The organism is Photobacterium atrarenae, assembly GCF_024380015.1.
Classification (GTDB): domain Bacteria; phylum Pseudomonadota; class Gammaproteobacteria; order Enterobacterales; family Vibrionaceae; genus Photobacterium; species Photobacterium atrarenae.
This window is the reverse complement of record NZ_CP101508.1, coordinates 2,998,512-3,017,280: the sequence shown is the minus strand read 5'-3', so window position 1 is coordinate 3,017,280 and position 18,769 is coordinate 2,998,512. Positions and strand designations below refer to the sequence as shown.

Below are 18,769 nucleotides of genomic sequence, written 5' to 3'. Positions count from 1 at the left end.
CTTACTCGTCCAGGAAGCTGCGCAGCACGTCGGAACGGCTTGGGTGGCGCAGTTTACGCAGGGCTTTGGCTTCAATCTGACGGATCCGCTCACGGGTGACGTCAAACTGCTTACCGACTTCTTCCAGCGTGTGGTCGGTGTTCATGTCGATGCCGAAACGCATCCGCAGCACCTTGGCTTCACGCGGCGTCAGGCCGGCCAGCACTTCGTTGGTTGCCATCCGCAGGTTGGTCGCCGTGGCGGCATCCATTGGCAGCTGAAGCGTGGTGTCTTCAATGAAATCGCCCAGATGTGAATCTTCATCATCACCGATTGGGGTTTCCATCGAGATTGGCTCTTTGGCAATCTTCAGTACCTTACGGATCTTGTCTTCCGGCATTTGCATGCGCTCTGCCAGCTCTTCCGGCAGCGGCTCACGGCCCATCTCCTGCAGCATCTGACGCGAGATGCGGTTCAGTTTGTTGATGGTTTCGATCATGTGAACCGGAATCCGGATGGTCCGCGCCTGGTCGGCAATCGAACGGGTGATCGCCTGACGGATCCACCAGGTGGCGTAGGTCGAGAACTTGTAACCACGACGGTATTCGAACTTATCGACCGCCTTCATCAGGCCGATGTTCCCTTCCTGGATCAGGTCCAGGAACTGCAGACCGCGGTTGGTGTATTTCTTGGCAATCGAAATAACCAGACGCAGGTTGGCTTCAACCATTTCTTTCTTCGCGCGGCGAGCTTTGGCTTCACCAATCGACATGCGACGGCTGATGTCTTTGATCCGCTCAACCGACAGGCCGGTATCTTCTTCCAGCATCCGCAGCTTGGTGCAGCAGCGACGTAGCTCTTCTTCGTACGTTTTCAGGCGCTCAGCATACGGCTTGCCTGAGTTCAGGGCTTCGTCGATCCACTCGGTAGAAGCTTCGTTGCCGGCAAACAGGGTGACAAAGGTTTTCTTCGGCATCTTACTGTTGTCGACACACATGCGCATGATCAGGCGCTCGTTGGTACGCACGCGATCCATGGATTCACGCAGCGAGCTCACCAGCTTGTCGAACTGTTTCGGGATCAGGCGGAACTGCTTGAATACGTCAGACAGCTCTTCCACGGCCTGAACGGTCTTCGGATCGTTACGGCCGTAGGTGTTAATGGCCAGCGCCATTTTTTCGTAGGTGACGCGCAGGTCATCAAATTTCTCGCGCGCCAGCTCCGGATCGATCCCGGTATCTTCTTCTTCGTCGTCGTCGCTGTCGTCTTCGAGATCTTTGTCTTCATCTTCCAGATCGGCTTCGCTGAGTTCAGAGCCGATGTGGGTCGCAGTCGGCGCTGCGGTTTCTTCTTCGTTCGGGTCAACGAAGCCTGAGATAATATCGGTCAGGCGCAGTTCGTCTGCTTCAACTTTATCGAATTGTTCAAGCAGGTGAGCGATCGCGGTCGGGTATTCGGCCACCGAGCACTGAACCTGGTTAATCCCATCTTCAATGCGCTTCGCGATGTCGATTTCGCCTTCACGCGTCAGCAGCTCAACGGTCCCCATTTCACGCATGTACATGCGAACCGGGTCCGTCGTCCGGCCAATTTCGCTCTCAACACTGGAAAGCGCCTGAGCAGCGGCTTCTATCGCATCTTCGTCCGCATTATCTTCAGTCATCATCAGATCATCGGCATCAGGGGCGGTTTCCACCACCTTAATCCCCATGTCATTAATCATCTGAATAATGTCTTCCACCTGATCGGAATCAACGATATCCTCCGGTAGGTGGTCATTTACTTCGGCGTAGGTCAGATAGCCTTGTTCCTTGCCCTTGGCGACAAGTAACTTCAGCTGAGACTGCGGATTTTGCTCCATAGACGATATCCAACTTCGGGTCTGAGTGAGAGTTTAGTATGCAGAGATGCAAACCTGTTAATATAACAAACTTTCCAATTGTTGACTACATATTAGCCGGGACGGTTGAGTATCAGTAACTGCAACTCCCGCTTCTCTTCGACTGATAAGCCGACAGTGTTCGATTTAGCCTGCAACTTTTCGATTTGTTGTTTGACGCATTGATCGATGACTTTATCCATCGCGTCTAAAAATACATCTAGAGTGTTGTCTTCGTCCTTGGCCAGCGGGAGTTCCCATGCTGCCAGGCGAGCCATCATTGGCTCGTGTTTACTGCCACGCCAGGACTCTAGTAACTGGCCTGTAGTGATATTGGGATTGGATCGGCATTTATCAACTATTGATATCAATAAATTTAGCCCAGGGACCTCAATCCCTTCAAATGCCGCCATCTCAAACGCCAGGCTGTCGACAAAGCGCGGGTGTTGCAGCAATAGGGCGATCACGTCCCGCATCGGAGTACGCTTGATATTCTGTTGCTGCAGCGGTGGTCGCTGGGTTTCATCCCGTTTGAGTTCGAGCCGGATCTGATCGGGCGGTAACCCTAAATTATAGCCCAAAGTATTGAGCAGGTACTCACGCAGTGTTTCGCCGGCCACTTTTTCCAGCAGCGGCTTGGCCAGAGTCTTGAGCTTGGCCTTGCCTTCGCGGCTGCTCATATCCACCTGGGCGACCAGGGAGTTGAACATGAACTCCGACAGCGACATCGCCAGCTCGATTTGTTGCTCGAAGCCTTCTTTGCCGAACTGGCGGATGTAGGTATCCGGATCCTCACCATCGGGCAGGAACATAAATTTGAGCTGGCGGCCGTCGGTCAGGTAGGGCAGCGCCTGCTCCATGGCCCGCCAGGCGGCATCGCGACCGGCCCGGTCGCCGTCGTAGCAGCACACCACGGTACCGGTCTGGCGAAACAGGGTCTGGATATGATCGCCGGTAGTTGAGGTGCCGAGTGAGGCCACGGCGTAATCGACGCCGAACTGGGCCAGGGCGACCACGTCCATATAGCCTTCCACGACCAGGACCTGCTCTGGCTCGCGGTAGGTCTGCAGCACTTCATACAGCCCGTACAGCTCGCGGCCTTTGTGGAAGATCGGGGTTTCCGGCGAGTTGAGATATTTCGGGGTGCCGTCGCCCAGCACCCGGCCGCCAAAGCCGATCACCCGGCCTCGGCGGTCGTGGATCGGGAACATAACCCGGCCACGAAAGCGGTCATAGCGGCGGCCGTTGTCGTTTTCGATCAGCATCCCGGCGGTCACCAGGGCTTTTTGCGATTCGGGATCGCGGCCGAAGCGGTTTTTCACCAGATCCCACTGGTCCGGGATAAAGCCGATGCCGAACTTTTTCACCACCTCGCCCGACAGGCCGCGGCCTTTGAGATAATCGACGGCGGCTTGTCCGTCCGGGGTGCGGAGGCGGGACTGATAGAACTGGGCAATCTGGCCCATCATCTCGTACAGGCCGAGCTTTTCCTTGCTGCGGGTGCCGGGCTGCCCGCCACCGCTGCCTTGCTCGCGCGGGACATCCAGGCCCAGTTGCGAGGCCAGCTCTTCAATCGCTTCGACAAATTCCAGCCGGTCGAATTCCATCACAAAGTCGAGCACGTTGCCGTGGGCACCGCAGCCGAAGCAGTGATAAAACTGTTTTTCCTGGCTGACAGAAAAAGAGGGGGTTTTCTCATTATGGAATGGGCAGCAGGCACCAAAGTTCTTGCCTTGCTTTTTGAGCTTCACTCGGGCGTCAACCACGTCCACGATGTCATGGCGTGAAATCAGATCATCGATAAAAGAACGAGGGATTCTTCCTGCCATAGAGTGAATGTTACCTGAGAAAACGGAGTAAGAGTGTAAGAAATCTGGCGCTTAAATACAAACAAGCCGCGCACTCCAATCAACTTGGAAAGCACGGCTTGCTGCAGAATTGGGTGAGTTTTAGCCGAGTTTCGCTTTCACGAGCTGGCTAACTTTCCCCATATCGGCACGACCCTGAACCTGAGGCTTGAGCACCGCCATCAGTTTGCCCATGTCCTGCATGCTGGCAGCACCGGTTTCAGCTATGGCAGCATCGAGCAGAGCAACGATTTCGTCCTCGCTCAGCGGTTGCGGCATGAATTCTTCCAGTACTTTAATTTCAGCAAGCTCGACATCAGCGAGTTCCTGGCGACCTGCGGCTTCGTATTGAGCGACAGAGTCACGGCGTTGCTTGACCATCTTGGTCAGGACTGCCAGCACGTCGTCATCGGAAAGAGTGATCTTTTCGTCAACTTCGCGCTGTTTGACCGCAGCCAGAGCAAGACGGATGGCACCAAGACGAGGTTTGTCCTTCGCCTTCATTGCCGCCTTTTGTTCGTCTTTCAGACGTTCAATCAGAGTCATAACACGTTCCTTCTGTTAATCGGGGCGATTAGTACAGACGAACGCGACGCGCGTTTTCGCGAGCCAATTTCTTCAGGTGACGCTTAACAGCCGCTGCTTTAGCGCGCTTACGTACTGTAGTAGGCTTTTCGAAGTGCTCACGACGACGTACTTCAGAAAGGATACCTGCTTTTTCGCAAGAGCGCTTGAAACGACGTAGTGCTACGTCAAACGGTTCGTTTTCACGTACTTTGATTACTGGCATGTAATACTCACCTCAGAGTGATTCGGTTAACGCTGACGGTCAAAAGTGTCAGCTGATTAAAAATGGTGCGAAATTCTAATCTGATCCGGGGGCATTTGTAAAGCATTCTGCAACCCTGAACTGGTTAATTTCTGTCAACGGCGGTAGTATTGCTCCCCGATTACCATAAGTATAGAGGTTGTTATGCGTATACTGGGCATCGAAACCTCCTGTGACGAAACAGGCGTTGCTATTTTCGATGATGAAAAAGGCCTTTTGGCTCATGAGCTTTACAGTCAGGTTAAGCTGCATGCTGACTATGGCGGCGTGGTGCCCGAGCTGGCTTCGCGGGATCATGTGAAGAAAACTATTCCGCTGATCAAACAGGCGCTGGCCGATGCCAACCTGACGCCGGCTGATCTGGACGGCGTGGCCTATACCGCTGGTCCGGGCCTGGTGGGCGCGCTGCTGGTCGGGGCGACGATTGGCCGCAGCCTGGCGTACGCATGGGATCTGCCGGCTGTGGCGGTGCATCATATGGAAGGCCACCTGCTGGCCCCGATGCTGGAAGACAATCCGCCGGAATTTCCGTTTGTCGCGCTGCTGGTCTCCGGCGGCCACACCATGATGGTGGAAGTGCGCGGGATCGGTGAATATCAGATTTTGGGCGAGTCGATCGATGATGCGGCCGGTGAGGCGTTTGATAAAACCGCCAAGCTGATGGGGCTGGATTATCCGGGTGGCCCGCTGCTCTCGCGTCTGGCAGAAAAAGGCACGCCGGGCCGCTTTACCTTCCCGCGTCCGATGACTGACCGTCCGGGGCTGGATTTCAGCTTCTCCGGTCTGAAGACCTTTGCCGCCAATACCATCCGCGCCAATGGTGAGGATGAGCAGACCCGGGCCGATATCGCCTATGCGTTCCAGGAGGCCGTGGTCGATACCCTGGCGATCAAATGTAAGCGTGCGCTGAAGCAGACGGGGTTCAAGCGTCTGGTGATTGCCGGTGGCGTGAGCGCCAACAAGCACCTGCGTGAGCAACTGGAAGCCATGATGGCGAAGATGAACGGCGAGGTGTTCTATCCGCGAACTGAGTTCTGTACCGACAACGGCGCGATGATTGCCTATGCCGGGATGCAGCGCCTGAAAAACCAGGAGACGATGGACCTGGGCGTGAAGGCCCATCCGCGCTGGCCGATCGATACCCTCAAGCCGATCAACGCTTAATCCGCAGCGTTTGCTTCATCCGGCCGCCACAGTGGGCAGCCGGTAACCGGTAAAGCATATGCTTTAAGAATGGTTGCCGGATCGCTTGTTGTTGCGGCCGAATTTATTCCAGATCTTGTGCTCTTTGCCTTCGCTCAGACGGCGGATGTTGTCGTGGTGACGAAAGACAATCAGGCAGGCCAGCATGGATACCGGCATGGTGTATTCGGGCTTGATCAGCCAGGTGAAGAGCGGCGCTGCCAGTGCGGTGATCAGCGAGCCGAGGGAAGAGTATCCCGAGATCAGCACGGTCAACAACCAGGTGCCAATCAACAGGCCACTGAGATCCCAGCCAATCGGTGCCAGCGCACCGAGTGCCGTCGCCACGCCTTTCCCGCCGCGAAAATGAAAGAAGATCGGGTAGAGATGACCGAGACAGGCCGCGATCCCGATGATCCCCAGCAGGAAGGGGTTGATACCGAGAAAGTAACTCAGCCATACCGGCAGCATCCCTTTCAGCATATCGCACAGCAGTACCAGGGCTGCGGCACCGCGCCCGCCCAGACGCAGCACATTGGTTGCCCCCGGGTTACCGGAGCCGTTATCGCGGGGATCCGGCAGGCCGAACAGCCGGCAAATCAGGACGGCGCTCGACACGGAGCCAAGCAGATAAGCGGCAATAATGATCAGAAGCGCGAGTGGTGTCATGCAAAATTCCAACTGCTGGTGACAACATGGCCGCAATCCCGTACGACCCCTGACTTTCATTCCGCTTTGGCACAATGACTGTGGTATAGTGCTTCGCACATCCGGCTCAAAGGCTGTCGCCGAGCAAGGAATGAATGTCATTAAATTTGACGATTACGCCCTGATAATACGCGTTTTTGCTCAAATTAGGTATCCGACCTCTAACAAAATTAGCGATTGAACATGGATTCAGTATTTATCGAACATCTTGAAGTCATCGCCACGATTGGTGTTTATGACTGGGAGCAGACCATCAAGCAGAAGCTGGTGCTGGACTTGGAAATGGCGCACGATAACCGCCCTGCCGCCGAAAGCGATGATGTGGCTTATGCCTTAGATTATGCCGCGGTGAGTACTGCCGTGACAGATCATATCCAGGACGGTCGTTTTCTGCTGGTTGAGCGGGTTGCCGAGGAAGTGGCGACACTCATTATGGCGCAATTCTCGGTGCCCTGGATCCGGGTTCAGGTCACCAAGCCGGGGGCGGTCGCCAATGCCCGCGGGGTCGGGGTTTGCATTGAGCGGGGCAGTAAGTGATCACCACCTATATCAGTCTGGGCTCCAATATTGAGCGGGAATACCATATTCAGGCTGCGATCACTGAACTGGCGCAACTGGGCAGCGAGTGCCGGGTCTCCCCGTTGTACGAAGCCGAGCCGGTTGGCTTCGACGGACCGAACTTTTATAACTGTGTTGTTGTCATTAAAACGTCATTGTCGCTCTCTACCTTGCAGCAGACCCTGAAACAGCTGGAGCTGAAGTACGGGCGAGCGCCGGATGCGCGGAAAAATCAGGATCGGACGTTGGATCTGGATATTCTGCTGTTTGGCGAGGAAGTGCGGCAGAGCGGACCGATTTTGCCTCGATCGGATTTGTTTAAATTTGCATTTGTGTTATTGCCCATGATGGCGCTGTCTCCGGATCTGGTGATCCCGGGAGATGGCCGGACCGTCGCCCAGGTATGGCACGGGTTTGAGCATTCGCAGGCCTTGTGGCCGGTTGAGTGTGCCGCCATTGAAGGATAGATAGAAAAAGTTATGAGTCATTTTGAAGCTTTTGTGTTGGCCCTGATCCAGGGACTGACCGAATTTTTGCCGATCTCCAGTTCCGCGCACCTGATTTTGCCGTCGCAAATTTTTGGCTGGGCAGATCAGGGCCTGGCGTTTGATGTTGCCGTTCATCTCGGCACTCTGGCCGCGGTAGTGCTGTATTTCCGCAAAGAAGTCACCGCCCTGCTCGGGGCCTGGTTCGGCTCGATTTTCAACGGCCGCCGTTGCGGTGAAGCCAAGCTGGCGTGGATGATCGTACTGGCGACCATTCCGGCCTGTTTATTCGGCTTTTTCATGAAAGATATTATTGAGCTCTATCTGCGCTCGGCCTGGGTGATCGCTGCGACGACGATTATCTTCGGTCTGCTGTTGTGGTGGGTGGATCGCCGGGCGTCCCAGCAGGATGATGAATATCAGGCTGACTGGAAGCGCTCGCTGTTTATCGGCCTGGCCCAGGCGGCGGCGATGATCCCGGGCACCTCCCGCTCCGGTGCAACCATGACCGCAGCCCTGCACCTGGGCTTTACCCGCGAAGCGGCGGCCCGGTTCTCCTTTTTAATGTCGATCCCGGTGATTGTCCTGGCCGGTAGCTATCTGGGGATGAAGCTGGTCGCCAGCGGTGCCCCGATTGAGTTCGGCGCGCTGGGGATCGGTCTGGCGGTGTCATTCGTCAGTGCCTATGCCTGTATCCACGTGTTCCTCAAGCTGGTGACCCGGCTTGGGATGCTGCCGTTCGTGATTTACCGTCTGTTGCTCGGCGCCGGGTTGATTGCCTTCCTGCTGAGCCAGTAAGCGCGTTAACCGGATGAACACAGACAAAAAAGCCTGACATGATGTCAGGCTTTTTTATGCGCTGTGATAGACTCAGAGGGGATTGATGGCATCTAGCGCAGACGCGCCAGGCAGGCTTTGACCGCGTCGCAACGGCGCAGGGCCAACTGCTCCCTGATGGCCTTGCCCTGATAGCCGGCCTCGACAATCGGTTTGACCGCCACGGCCTGGGCGGCGGTAAACGCCGCTTCGAGGAGATCGGCCTGCGGATAAGGGGCGTCTTCAAAGCCGGTTCGGCCGCGGACATCAGCCCGGCAGCACAGCGCCAGCTGGTGCACCCGTTCCGGTTTGCGCCAGGCATCAATCTCATCGAAAATTTTGACGAAAGTTGCCGGGCGCAGTTCGTCGGCATGGTGCACCTTGGTGTGCTGGGCACAGACCATCAGCGCGGTATCGCGGTACTCGTTTGGCACCCGCAGACGTTGGCACAGCTGGCGGATCGCATTCAGCCCGCTCTGGCAATGCAGTTTGTGGCTCGGCCACTCTGCCTCGGGCGTCAGGGCCTTGCCAAGGTCATGGACCTGGGCGGCAAAGCGGATATTGAGGTCCTGGCTGAGCCGGGCCGCCTGCTTGGCCACCATGATGGTGTGGATGCCGCTGTCGATCTCCGGGTGCCATTTTTCCGGCTGCGGGACGCCGAACAGGGCGTCGATTTCCGGCATCACCACCCCGAGTGCGCCGCACTGGCGCAGTACTTTGAGGAAAACCTCAGGATTGGCACTCGAGAGGGATTTCTCCCACTCTTTCCACACGCGCTCCGGCGTCAGGGCTTCGAGTTCGCCGCTCACGACCATCTCTTGCATCAGGGCCAGGGTTTCCGGAGCGACGTGAAAGCCAAGGTGGGCAAAGCGGGCGGCAAAGCGGGCCACCCGAAGCACCCGCAGCGGATCTTCGACAAAGGCCGGCGAGACATGGCGCAGCAGGCGGTTTTCCAGATCCTGGCGGCCGTTAAAGGGATCGACCAGACTGCCGTCGTCCGCCTGGGCGATGGCATTAATGGTCAGATCCCGGCGCAGGAGATCCTCTTCCAGAGTGACATCGGGGTCGAAGTGGCAGATAAACCCGGTATAGCCCTGACCGGACTTTCGCTCGGTCCGGGCCAGGGCAAACTCTTGTTTGGTTTTGGGGTGCAGGAAGACCGGGAAGTCACTGCCGACCTGGGTATAGCCGAGTTCCAGCATTTGCTGCGGGGTCGCGCCGACCACCACCCAGTCTTTGTCGGTTACGGTTAGCCCCAGCAGCGCATCACGCACGGCGCCGCCCACCAGATAGGTCTGCACACTCAACTCCTTACTCATTACAACAGGGATCATGTCGACAGCAGTTGTGCCATCGATCGCTTCAATACCAGATCAGGGTATACAATATTGACCAGCAAAGGTAATTTAATTCAAAACAGGACAAGAGTAGACGGCATGTACAAGGATTTTTTCGGGATCGCCGAATCCCCTTTCTCAATTGTGCCCAGTGCCCGCTTTCTCTATCTCAGTGAGCGTCACCGGGAAGCCTTAACCCATATGCTGGCCAGCTTGTCGGGTGGCGGCGGGTTCGGGCTGCTGACCGGGGAGGTAGGGACCGGAAAAACCACCGTACTGCGGGCGCTGGTGGCCCGCCTGCCGCAGGAAACCCAGGTGGCGATGGTGCTGAATCCGGCGCTGTCGGCCCAGGAGTTGTTGGCGAGCATCTGTGATGAGCTGGGGCTGACTTACCCGCAGGAAGCCAGCTTCAAGGCGCTGACCGACTGTATTTATCGCCATCTGCTGGCCAATCACAGCGCCGGCAAGCAGACCCTGTTGCTGGTGGATGAAGCCCAGCACCTGATGCCGGATGTGCTGGAGCAGTTGCGATTGTTGACCAATCTGGAGACCGACAGCATCAAGCTGCTGAAGGTGGTGCTGGTCGGCCAGCCGGAGCTACAGCAATTACTGCAGCAGGAGCGATTACGTCAGCTGGCGCAGCGGATCACCTCGCGATATCACCTGTTGCCGCTGACTGCCGAGGAGGTGGATGAGTATATTCATTACCGGCTGCAGGCCGTTGAGTGCCTGCACAAGGTGTTCGAGCCGGCGCAGACCCGGCAGATTGCCCGGGCGACCGGCGGCATCCCGCGCTTGATCAACCTGGTGTGTGATAAGGCGATGCTGCTGGCGTGTCAGCAGGCCACGCACCAGGCCAGCAAGGCGATTGTCAGCCAGGCCTGTGACGAGGTGCTGAGCTGGCAACTGCCGGGCGGCAGCCCGGAGCCGGGGGCGGCTGCACCACAACGCCGGAACCGGGTGCTGGTCTGGGGCGGTGCCTTGCTGGTCGGCGGCGCGCTGTCCGCTGGCATCGGATACCAGTCGTTGCAACCGGCAGGGTGGTTGTCGCAGCTCCAGCAGCACTTCACCCAGCATCCGGGTGACGCAAGTGATGTGATGATAACCGCGGAGGTGGCATCGCACGCTGCGCCGGAGCCGGCGATGGTGGTGCGGCGCACGGTGCCGGAGATTGAGCTTTCCCCGGAACCACAACCGGGCCAACCGGTGACGATGCCGCCGCCAGCGAAAATCGATCCGGAGCAACGCTGGCAAGCGGTGGTGGCGCAGAGCCGCTCAGAGCGCCAGGCGATGCAAACCCTGTACCGCTTGTGGGGATATGAGACCCGTCTCAGTCAGGCCAATTGTGAAACCAGCCAGCGGGTGGCGCTGAGCTGTTATCAGGGGAAAGCGGCAGAGCTGGAGCAACTGCGGATCATCAACCGTCCGGTGCTGGTGACGTTGCAGGAGCCGGGTCAGCCGCATTATTATGCCGTGGTCTATACCCTGGCACCGGAACATGCTGAATTGCTGCTCGGCGGTGAGCGGGTGGCCGTCAGCTACGCGTGGCTGCAGCAACGCTGGCAACCGGGGTACACCTTGCTGTGGCGGCCGCCGTTGGGGGAGGAATCGACCATCCGTTACGGTCAGCGTGGCGAACGGGTCCGCTGGCTCAACCAGCATCTGAGTTTGCTACTGGGTGAGGCGCCAACCCGCAGTGATCGCTTTGATCAGGTGTTGCTGGAGCGGCTGCGCCGGTTCCAGCGGGCGCAGGACCTGGCGGCTGACGGGATTGCCGGGCCGCAAACCCTGATGGTGATCGACTCGGCCCTGAATCTGCCAGGGCCAACCCTGCATCCGGAGAAAAGTTAATGTCCCAATTACTCAAGGCGATTGCCCGGTCAGACAGGCTGTCTCCACAGCCGCCGCAGGCTAAGAAACAGGGCGTGAAGCCCGTGACTCCGGCCAAGCGCTGGCCCCGCTGGGTGGTGCCGGTGTTGCTGGTGGCGAGCCCGGTGGCCGCGACGCTTTCGTACAGCCGCTTGCTCAGTGCCTCCGCGGTGACGGTGCAGGCCGATCCGGCTCCTCAGGCCCCGGTGGTCCGGGGGGAGGGGCCGTCAGCCCGTCAACCGGCCGCAGCTACCGCTGCCGGGGAGATACGTTTTTTACCTTATCCGGAGTTTCATACCGAGCCGTTGCCTTCTGTGGGCCAATTGCTGAGTGAAGCGCCGATACCCTCCGGGCGGGCGCGTCCGGCTCCGGTGACAACGGATGCGGTAGCGGTTGAAGCACAGCACGAGACGGCGGCGGAGGCAACGGAGTGGAGTCTGGATGCGTTGGATTATTCCGAGCTGTCGCCACAGCTGGCTGCTCAGCTGAAATCGGCGATTGCGGCAACCGACGAGGTACCGAAACCTTTGCCGTCGCCACCGGCAGAGCGCACGGAGCCGGTCGTGTCAGCGATTGCCCTCGGCGAACTTCCGGCCTCGGTCCAGAGCCGGATCCCGGCGCTGAACTTCCAGACCCATATCTATTCCTCTTCGGCGAACAGTCGCTGGGTGAAGGTCAATGGTCGTGAAGCGTTTGAAGGGGATGAGATTGCACCGGGGGTGATCCTGCGCCGGATTGAGCCACGCCAGGTGGTGTTTGATTTTGAATCTTATCTGGTGGCGATGCCGGCCCTGTCGGAATGGTAGGCTCGGCGAGCTGAAACCAAAAAAATGGCAGCCCGTGGGCTGCCATTTTTTGATGGTTACGATTGGTATCAGGCCCAGCCGTTGTTCCGGCGACGACGGCGCGGGATCAGGTGGGGCAGCACCAGGCCAAACAGCAGGCCGCCACCGGCAACCATGCCGCCGTAGGTGAACCACTTCATCAGCAGGTCGTCTTTCTGAGTATCCAGTTTGGCACGCAGCTCGCGGATCTCCGCCTGAGAGGACATCAGCTGTTCGTTCAGCTGGCTGTTTTGCGTTTCCAGCTCAGTGATCTGCTCATTGCGCATCTTCAGTGAGTTCTGCAGCCCCGCAGTTTTGGCCTCTTCAGATTCCTTGGCGTGGGCCAGGGCTTCTTTCACTTCCGCCAGCTCTTTTTGCAGCACCGGGAACCGTGTTTTCAGGCCGACTTGCCCGGACAGGTAGTCTGTCTTCACCCAGCCGGTCCGGCCGCGGTCGTCCTTGATCCGGCTGTAGCCGGTCTCTTTGTTGGTTTCCAGCAGGGTGACTTTGGTGCCGGCATTGACGCTGCCCATGATCCGGTACTGGGTACTCGGGCCCCGGTGCATGTAAGTGAACAGGTCGTCTGAAATATAGCGGACCTGCTCGGCTTGTGCCTGGCCTGACACCACGGCACAAACGAGTAATACGATACTGATTAGATGCTTCACAATTTGATCCTTGAGGAGCCTGTTTGTGTATTCAAAGAGCACAAATACTAAAAATTTTGTGCCTTAGGTGCAAGAAAAGAGGGAGGCAATGCCTCCCTCTTTTGAAGTTGTGCCGGGTTTTAACCAAAGACTGCTTGCATCACGTAGAAGAAAATGACAGCCAGCAGGGCGCCGGCGGGCAGGGTTACGACCCAGGAAGCGACGATGTTACGGACCACACCCAGATTCAGTGCGGCAATCCCGCGGGCAAAGCCCACACCCAGTACCGCACCCACCAGGGTTTGGGTGGTCGAGATAGGCAGACCGGTTCCCGAGGCCAAAACCACGGTTGAGGCGGTTGCCAACTGCGCGGCGAAACCGCGGCTCGGCGTCAGCTCGGTGATCCCCGTACCGACGGTCGCCATTACTTTATGACCCAAGGTTGCCAGACCGACCACAATCCCGAAGCCACCCAGCGGCAGGATCCACCAGGCAATCTCGGATTTTTCTGCGATTTGACCCAGGTGATCAACCGTTGAAACCACGGCAGAAAGCGGACCGATTGCGTTGGCGACATCGTTGGAGCCGTGGGCAAATGCCATGGCACAGGCGGTCACGACCATCAGTACGCTGAAGACACGTTCCACACCGGCGTAGCCGTTGCTGTCCACTGCACTGCCGTCATCGTCTGCATATTTGCGGTTGATGTAGAGGTAGCCCAGCAGCATGATCACCGCTGAAACCGCAATTGAGGCAACCCAGGCTTCTTGGGTCGACAGGTGCAGGCCAACGTGTTTCAGGCCTTTCTTGATGGTGACCAGGGCAATGACTATCGCCGTGATAAACATGTAGACCGGCACAAAACGCTTGGCGTTCACCAACGGGTTGTCGGTATCAAAAATCAGGCGCTGGGCGCTGATGAAAATGAGATAGGCAAAGAAGCCGGAAATCAGCGGCGTGATGATCCAGCTGCCGACAATCCCCTGGACGGAGCCCCAGTCCACGGCTTCGGTGCCGACAGAGACGCAGGCAAAACCGATGATGGCACCGATAATCGAGTGCGTGGTTGATACCGGCCAGCCCATGTAAGAAGCCAGCAACAGCCAGGTACCGGCGGCCAGCAGGGCTGACATCATCCCGTAGACCAGCACTTCCGGCTGATCGGCATAGTGAGCGGTCTCGATCACCCCTTTGCGGATGGTGTCGGTCACTTCACCACCGGCCAGGTAGGCACCGGCAAATTCGAAGATCATCGCAATGATGATCGCCTGTTTGACAGTCAGTGCTTTCGAGCCGACCGAGGTGCCCATGGCATTGGCAACATCATTGGCACCAATACCAATCGCCATTAAAAAGCCGAAAAAAGCCGCCACCATGATAATCATGGTGCCGTAATTAGCCAGGATTTCCATTGTAAAACCTTGTTTTTGTTACAATCTCTCGCTTATGAGCGCGATAGCATAATTTCCAGGCGTGAGCCGACACGTTGTGCCTGATCGGCGATGGCGCCAACCCACTCCAGGATTTTGTACAGGAACATGACATCAACCGGATTGTGCTGATCTTCAATCGACATGAGCTGTTGGCGAAGTTGGATTTGCATGGAATCCGTATCGTCTTCGATCACGTCCAATTGATTGATCATCTCAGCCACTAGTGTGACTTCACGGCCTTTGAAGCCGGTTTCCAGCAACTCATCCAGTTCATTGATGACCCGGCTGGCCTGGTTGGCCGCATCGAGGCAGCGCTGAACATAGGCGATAAAATCCGGATACAATTCGGCTGGAATTTGTAGCTGGCGGCCCAGAACGCGGCCGGCGATATCTTTGGACAGGTTAGCAAGTTTATCCTGCTGGGTAAGAAGGCCGAGCATGTCGGTACGGTCGACAGGCATGAACAGGCCACGAGGAAGTTTCAGGCGGATCTCACGCTTGAGGACATCTGCATCTTTTTCAAGTTGCGAGATCTGTTCGCGTAAGGTGGCTGCTTTGTCCCAATCCCCGGCGTGACACGCCTCAAAAAAAGGAACAAGCAGTTCGCAACACTCAGTTACCCGGGTAACATGACGTTGCAGCGGTTTGATTGGGGATTTCGCAAAGAGCCCCATAATTGTATTTACTGGCATAGCCGATCAACCTAAAGAGCGCCTAAAAAGGCTAATTCTTGAGCGATGGTCACAGAGGCGCGCATGTTAACGTATAAGTTAGTATAGGGGAACTAATTTTGATCAAGGTTTTGTCGATATTTCCTGCTTGCCCCCGGACAAAATTGGAAATATCCTTGGTTTGCCACTGTTTATAGGTATAACTATGGAAACCGAGATAGAACTGAAGTTTTTCGTCTCACCGGAATTTTCGAGTCAGTTGTTAGGCAAGATCGCCGAAGCGAAAATTCTGCAGCAAAGTCGTCGACTATTAGGCAACGTCTATTTCGACACTCCGGACCAAATTCTTCGCCAGCACGATATCGGCCTGCGGGTCCGTCGTTGTGATGATGTGTTTGTTCAGACCCTGAAAACGTCAGGACGGGTGGTTGCCGGATTGCACCAACGCCCTGAATATAATGCCGAAATTACCGGCACCGATCCCGATCTTTCCCTGCATCCGGCAGATGCCTGGCCGGAGAGCTTCAATGTTGCAGACATCCAGCAACAGCTCGCCCCGTTGTTTTCGACCGATTTTGAGCGCCAGCAATGGCTGATTGCGATGCCGGACGGCAGCAAGATTGAACTGGCGTTTGATCAGGGTGAAGTCAGCGCCAATGATCAGAGCAATCCGATTTGCGAAGTGGAGCTGGAGCTGAAGTCCGGTCAGACCGACGCGCTGTTTACCCTGGCCCGGGATTTGTGCAGTGAGGGCGGGATGCGGCTGGGGAACCTGAGCAAGGCGGCCCGTGGCTACCGCCTGGCTGCTGGTTACCTCGGCGATGAAGTCAAACCACTCAGTTTTGTTCCGGTGCAGGAGAGCGACTCGATTGAGTCGTTGTTTGTCCGCACCTTAGAGCACGCGCTGGAACACTGGCATTACCACGAGCAGATCTTTGCTGAGCGGCTGGAGCTGGCGGCATTGCAGGAAATTTATCAGGCCCTGAGCCTGATCCGCCAGACGTTGTCCCTGGTCGGCAGTATGATCCCGCGCCGGGCCAGTGCCCTGTTGCGCCAGGAGCTCAACTGGCTGGAAGGGGAACTCGGTTGGATCGACGAATACCTCAGCATTGAGCGCCTGCTGGCCGATAAGGGCTACGCGCTGAAAAAGCTCAATGCCCGCAAGGCGCTGGTCAAACAGCTCAAGGCGCGCAAAGAAGCGTTGCCAGAAGACGAAGCGGTGATGGCGCTGCTCGAATCATCCCGCTACTGCGGTTTGTTGCTGGATCTGAGCCGCTGGATTTTGAGCCGCGGCTGGCAGCCGTTCCTTGATGACAAGGCGCGTGAGCGCCTGGCCGGCAACGTCAAGGCATTTGCCGATACCGTACTGGGCAAATCCTGGCTGGAGCTGGAAGAGGCCTTCCCGCAGGCGCGAGAGCTCAACCGTGCCGATTATCTGGATCAGCAGCCACGTTTGCAACGCAATCTGCTCAGTGGTATCTGCCTTGCCGGTTTGTATGAAGAAGAGCGGCGTACCAGTTTCCGCATGCCGTGGTTGGATCTGTTGCAAGGGATCGAGGATTTGCGTCAGCTTGAACCGATCCGCGCCCTGCAGGACTTGCAGGACGATGAAGAAGACCGACGCCAGATTGCCAAATGGCTGCAACGCAAGGAAGAGTCCCTGCTCCATGCCATGGAGCAGAGCCGCCAGATCGGGATTGAGCAGGCGCCCTACTGGCCCTGAGCCGTTGCTGCCTCAAGATTGAGCGTGTGAACGCCCAGACGTCCTGCCCGGTGCAGGACGTTTTTGTATTCGGCCTGCCGGCGCTGCTGTTTTGCTTCGCGTCTACTCCTGGTGCCGCAGGTGTGATCGGGCTTATGTTTGACGCCATCGATACTTTTCATGATTAAATTTCCGCAATCTGTTGCCGACCTATAGAATATCAAAACCAGTGATGCATCATGGTCTTTCGGGGGAAACGCTCGCATTGGCGGGCACAGACCATGAAGCCCGACGGCACCGCTTGCCCCAGGAGGCTGTGAGGTCGTCGGAAGCGCATCGTGAGATAAATGGAGATTCCAAATGGCGAAGATGGTATTCAAACCATGGGAGAAAGGGCTGACCAATGTCCGCCTGGTCCCGAAATTGGTGTTGCTGATGGTGTTCAGTACGGTGTTGCTGATCGGAAAGCAGCTGTGGGATGCGAGTACCTTTTATCAGTCCGTCATTGAGATCCAGCAGGATCGGGCGCAGGAACAAGCGCAGGCCGGTGCGGCCTTGCTGACCAAATTGCATGCCCAGGGCGAGTCCGGCAAAAACCTGGCCGAGCAGGCAATTGTTGCCCAGGCGGCCAGCTGGCAAGACGGCGCTTATCTGTACCTGGTGGAACGCGACAGCGGTAAAGTGCTGGGCCATCCGCAGGCCAGCACCCTGCGGGATCTGTCGGCGACACTGACCGATGGCAGCGGTCAGGCAGGGACGTTGCGCAGCCTGTCGGGGAGTGGTGCGCTGGTGTTGCAACAGCCGGAGCGATTTGAATATGCGGTGGAGCTGGCACAGTGGAACTGGCTGGTGGTGGCCTCACAGCCGGCATCGAAAGCCGAAGCTTATTACAATGATTACCTGGTGCAGGTGGCCTGGCAGACCGGGCTGATGATCGTCGCTTTTGTGGTGATCCTGCTGGGCGGCTCCAGTGTGATGCTGCGCCAGACCCGTTACCTGGCCGACAACATTCAGCTACTGGCAGCGCGGAACCTGTCGCAGCCGATTGAAATGGATTGCCGGGATGAATACGGTGATCTGGCCCGGGAGCTTGAGAAAACCCGGACCCAGCTCAACGATGTGATCCATAACCAGCGCGATGCGGCGTCGGAGCTGTCCGGATTGGCGGAAGTGTTGTCGATCAGCATGATGGAAACCAAGGAGTCGGCACAGGAAGAGTTCAACGAGATCGATCAGCTGGCCTCGGCGATGAGTGAAATGAGCTCAACGGTTCAGACCGTCGCCGATCATGCCCGCGAAGCGTCCAATGCCACTGAAGGCACCTCGGCTCAGGCGTCACAAGGCCAGCAGTTTGTTTCCCAGACTATTCATACCATCAACCAGTTGTCGCAGGATATCCGCCAGTCGGCCAACGCGGTGAACCAGGTGGAAGAGCGGGTGGAGCAAATAGGCAGTGTGATCGTCACCATTCAGGGCATTTCTGAGCAGACTAACCTGCTGGCGCTGAATGCGGCGATTGAAGCGGCACGGGCCGGTGAAGCGGGCCGCGGCTTTGCGGTGGTGGCTGATGAAGTCCGTAACCTTGCCCAGCGGACCCAGCAGGCAACGGTGGAAATTCAGGAGATGATCACCCTGCTGCAAAGCAGTGCCCAGCAGGCGGTTGGCCTGATGGAGCAGTCCGTGGTTGAAGCGGCGGAAGGGGTCGATCAGGTCACCAGCGCCGGCGGTGAGCTGGACAAGATTGTCGAACAGGTGACACGCCTCAATGACATGAACTTCCAGATTGCCTCGGCGGCTGAGCAGCAAAGTGCCGTGGCTGATGAGATGAACCAGAACCTGACCAACGTCCGGGAGCTGGTGGAGGCATCGGTGGTGGTGGTCTCTGAGCTGTCCGAGACTTCGGAAACCATGCAGAACCATGCCACGGATCTGGAAGCCAAGATCCAGGCGTTTCGGATCTGAGCCGGTCGTCAGCCGGTGGCCCCTGCGGGGCCGGGAAATCG

Annotated in this window: 18 protein-coding genes; 8 read left to right on the top strand and 10 right to left on the bottom strand. The window is 57.3% G+C overall.

What is annotated here, in order from left to right; translation table 11 throughout:
• Position 1: 1 nt before the first annotated feature.
• The 4 genes from rpoD to rpsU all read right to left on the bottom strand — a co-directional run bounded on the left by rpoD (position 2) and on the right by rpsU (position 4,495).
• Positions 2–1,840 (bottom strand): RNA polymerase sigma factor RpoD, encoded by a 1,839-nt coding sequence (gene rpoD / locus NNL38_RS13980; protein ID WP_255388625.1) that lies wholly within the window; start codon positions 1,838–1,840, stop codon positions 2–4.
• Between the two features lie 92 nt (positions 1,841–1,932).
• On the bottom strand, positions 1,933–3,687 hold the full coding sequence (dnaG, locus tag NNL38_RS13975) for a DNA primase (protein WP_255388624.1): 1,755 nt from the start codon (positions 3,685–3,687) through the stop codon (positions 1,933–1,935).
• 120 nt (positions 3,688–3,807) lie between these two features.
• Complete coding sequence (locus NNL38_RS13970; RefSeq protein ID WP_255388623.1) at positions 3,808–4,251, bottom strand: GatB/YqeY domain-containing protein; 444 nt, start codon at positions 4,249–4,251, stop codon at positions 3,808–3,810.
• Between the two features lie 28 nt (positions 4,252–4,279).
• Positions 4,280–4,495 carry a 30S ribosomal protein S21 gene (gene rpsU / locus NNL38_RS13965; protein WP_005301411.1) on the bottom strand — a complete coding sequence of 72 codons (216 nt, stop codon included), beginning with the start codon at positions 4,493–4,495 and terminating at the stop codon, positions 4,280–4,282.
• A 183-nt stretch (positions 4,496–4,678) separates the two neighbouring features.
• On the opposite strand from rpsU, the gene tsaD reads away from it, so the two are divergent.
• A complete protein-coding gene (gene tsaD, locus NNL38_RS13960; protein ID WP_255388622.1) occupies positions 4,679–5,698 on the top strand; it encodes a tRNA (adenosine(37)-N6)-threonylcarbamoyltransferase complex transferase subunit TsaD in 1,020 nt (339 codons plus the stop codon).
• A gap of 63 nt (positions 5,699–5,761) precedes the next feature.
• Here tsaD and plsY read toward each other — a convergent pair whose 3' ends face one another.
• A complete protein-coding gene (plsY, locus tag NNL38_RS13955) occupies positions 5,762–6,385 on the bottom strand; it encodes a glycerol-3-phosphate 1-O-acyltransferase PlsY (RefSeq protein ID WP_255388621.1) in 624 nt (207 codons plus the stop codon).
• Between the two features lie 222 nt (positions 6,386–6,607).
• Between plsY and folB the strand changes: the two genes are divergently transcribed.
• Genes folB through NNL38_RS13940 form a run of 3 tightly spaced genes read left to right on the top strand, consistent with a single transcriptional unit; the run spans position 6,608 to position 8,265 of the window.
• Positions 6,608–6,961 (top strand): dihydroneopterin aldolase, encoded by a 354-nt coding sequence (gene folB / locus NNL38_RS13950; RefSeq protein WP_255388620.1) that lies wholly within the window; start codon positions 6,608–6,610, stop codon positions 6,959–6,961.
• Complete coding sequence (gene folK / locus NNL38_RS13945; protein WP_255388619.1) at positions 6,958–7,449, top strand: 2-amino-4-hydroxy-6-hydroxymethyldihydropteridine diphosphokinase; 492 nt, start codon at positions 6,958–6,960, stop codon at positions 7,447–7,449. The genes folB and folK overlap by 4 nt, the downstream gene beginning before the upstream one ends.
• Before the next feature lie 12 nt (positions 7,450–7,461).
• Positions 7,462–8,265 (top strand): undecaprenyl-diphosphate phosphatase, encoded by an 804-nt coding sequence (locus NNL38_RS13940; RefSeq protein ID WP_255388618.1) that lies wholly within the window; start codon positions 7,462–7,464, stop codon positions 8,263–8,265.
• A gap of 92 nt (positions 8,266–8,357) precedes the next feature.
• Here NNL38_RS13940 and NNL38_RS13935 read toward each other — a convergent pair whose 3' ends face one another.
• Positions 8,358–9,584 (bottom strand): multifunctional CCA addition/repair protein, encoded by a 1,227-nt coding sequence (locus NNL38_RS13935; protein ID WP_255388617.1) that lies wholly within the window; start codon positions 9,582–9,584, stop codon positions 8,358–8,360.
• 135 nt (positions 9,585–9,719) lie between these two features.
• Here NNL38_RS13935 and NNL38_RS13930 point away from each other — a divergent pair, with 135 nt between their 5' ends.
• Both NNL38_RS13930 and NNL38_RS13925 read left to right on the top strand, forming a co-directional pair.
• Complete coding sequence (locus tag NNL38_RS13930; RefSeq protein WP_255388616.1) at positions 9,720–11,471, top strand: ExeA family protein; 1,752 nt, start codon at positions 9,720–9,722, stop codon at positions 11,469–11,471.
• Positions 11,471–12,295 (top strand): general secretion pathway protein GspB, encoded by an 825-nt coding sequence (locus NNL38_RS13925; protein ID WP_255388615.1) that lies wholly within the window; start codon positions 11,471–11,473, stop codon positions 12,293–12,295. Before NNL38_RS13930 ends, NNL38_RS13925 begins: the two co-directional genes overlap by 1 nt.
• Positions 12,296–12,363: 68 nt before the next feature.
• Here NNL38_RS13925 and NNL38_RS13920 read toward each other — a convergent pair whose 3' ends face one another.
• The 3 genes from NNL38_RS13920 to NNL38_RS13910 all read right to left on the bottom strand — a co-directional run bounded on the left by NNL38_RS13920 (position 12,364) and on the right by NNL38_RS13910 (position 15,085).
• Positions 12,364–12,981 (bottom strand): TIGR04211 family SH3 domain-containing protein, encoded by a 618-nt coding sequence (locus NNL38_RS13920; protein ID WP_439651357.1) that lies wholly within the window; start codon positions 12,979–12,981, stop codon positions 12,364–12,366.
• Between the two features lie 119 nt (positions 12,982–13,100).
• Positions 13,101–14,372, bottom strand: coding sequence for an inorganic phosphate transporter (locus NNL38_RS13915; protein ID WP_255388614.1), 1,272 nt, complete (start codon positions 14,370–14,372; stop codon positions 13,101–13,103).
• Positions 14,373–14,404: 32 nt separating this feature from the next.
• Positions 14,405–15,085 (bottom strand): TIGR00153 family protein, encoded by a 681-nt coding sequence (locus NNL38_RS13910; RefSeq protein WP_255388613.1) that lies wholly within the window; start codon positions 15,083–15,085, stop codon positions 14,405–14,407.
• Between the two features lie 184 nt (positions 15,086–15,269).
• On the opposite strand from NNL38_RS13910, the gene NNL38_RS13905 reads away from it, so the two are divergent.
• Entirely contained in the window at positions 15,270–16,787 is a 1,518-nt protein-coding gene (locus NNL38_RS13905; protein ID WP_255388612.1) for a CYTH and CHAD domain-containing protein, read from the top strand.
• On the opposite strand, the gene NNL38_RS13900 is transcribed toward NNL38_RS13905, so the two are convergent.
• Positions 16,775–16,948 carry a hypothetical protein gene (locus NNL38_RS13900; protein WP_255388611.1) on the bottom strand — a complete coding sequence of 58 codons (174 nt, stop codon included), beginning with the start codon at positions 16,946–16,948 and terminating at the stop codon, positions 16,775–16,777. The genes NNL38_RS13905 and NNL38_RS13900 overlap by 13 nt on opposite strands.
• 178 nt (positions 16,949–17,126) lie before the next feature.
• Here NNL38_RS13900 and NNL38_RS13895 point away from each other — a divergent pair, with 178 nt between their 5' ends.
• Complete coding sequence (locus NNL38_RS13895; protein ID WP_255388610.1) at positions 17,127–18,728, top strand: methyl-accepting chemotaxis protein; 1,602 nt, start codon at positions 17,127–17,129, stop codon at positions 18,726–18,728.
• Positions 18,729–18,769 lie beyond the last annotated feature (41 nt).

Excerpts from the sequence above, each read along its gene's own strand:
- NNL38_RS13895 (WP_255388610.1), top strand. The coding sequence starts at position 17,127 with ATGGCGAAGATGGTATTCAAACCATGGGAGAAAGGGCTGACCAATGTC.
- dnaG (WP_255388624.1), bottom strand. The coding sequence starts at position 3,687 with ATGGCAGGAAGAATCCCTCGTTCTTTTATCGATGATCTGATTTCACGC.
- rpoD (WP_255388625.1), bottom strand. The coding sequence starts at position 1,840 with ATGGAGCAAAATCCGCAGTCTCAGCTGAAGTTACTTGTCGCCAAGGGC.
- NNL38_RS13970 (WP_255388623.1), bottom strand. The coding sequence starts at position 4,251 with ATGACTCTGATTGAACGTCTGAAAGACGAACAAAAGGCGGCAATGAAG.
- tsaD (WP_255388622.1), top strand. The coding sequence starts at position 4,679 with ATGCGTATACTGGGCATCGAAACCTCCTGTGACGAAACAGGCGTTGCT.
- NNL38_RS13915 (WP_255388614.1), bottom strand. The coding sequence starts at position 14,372 with ATGGAAATCCTGGCTAATTACGGCACCATGATTATCATGGTGGCGGCT.
- NNL38_RS13930 (WP_255388616.1), top strand. The coding sequence starts at position 9,720 with ATGTACAAGGATTTTTTCGGGATCGCCGAATCCCCTTTCTCAATTGTG.
- plsY (WP_255388621.1), bottom strand. The coding sequence starts at position 6,385 with ATGACACCACTCGCGCTTCTGATCATTATTGCCGCTTATCTGCTTGGC.
- folB (WP_255388620.1), top strand. The coding sequence starts at position 6,608 with ATGGATTCAGTATTTATCGAACATCTTGAAGTCATCGCCACGATTGGT.
- NNL38_RS13925 (WP_255388615.1), top strand. The coding sequence starts at position 11,471 with ATGTCCCAATTACTCAAGGCGATTGCCCGGTCAGACAGGCTGTCTCCA.
- NNL38_RS13910 (WP_255388613.1), bottom strand. The coding sequence starts at position 15,085 with ATGCCAGTAAATACAATTATGGGGCTCTTTGCGAAATCCCCAATCAAA.
- NNL38_RS13940 (WP_255388618.1), top strand. The coding sequence starts at position 7,462 with ATGAGTCATTTTGAAGCTTTTGTGTTGGCCCTGATCCAGGGACTGACC.
- rpsU (WP_005301411.1), bottom strand. The coding sequence starts at position 4,495 with ATGCCAGTAATCAAAGTACGTGAAAACGAACCGTTTGACGTAGCACTA.
- NNL38_RS13905 (WP_255388612.1), top strand. The coding sequence starts at position 15,270 with ATGGAAACCGAGATAGAACTGAAGTTTTTCGTCTCACCGGAATTTTCG.
- NNL38_RS13900 (WP_255388611.1), bottom strand. The coding sequence starts at position 16,948 with ATGAAAAGTATCGATGGCGTCAAACATAAGCCCGATCACACCTGCGGC.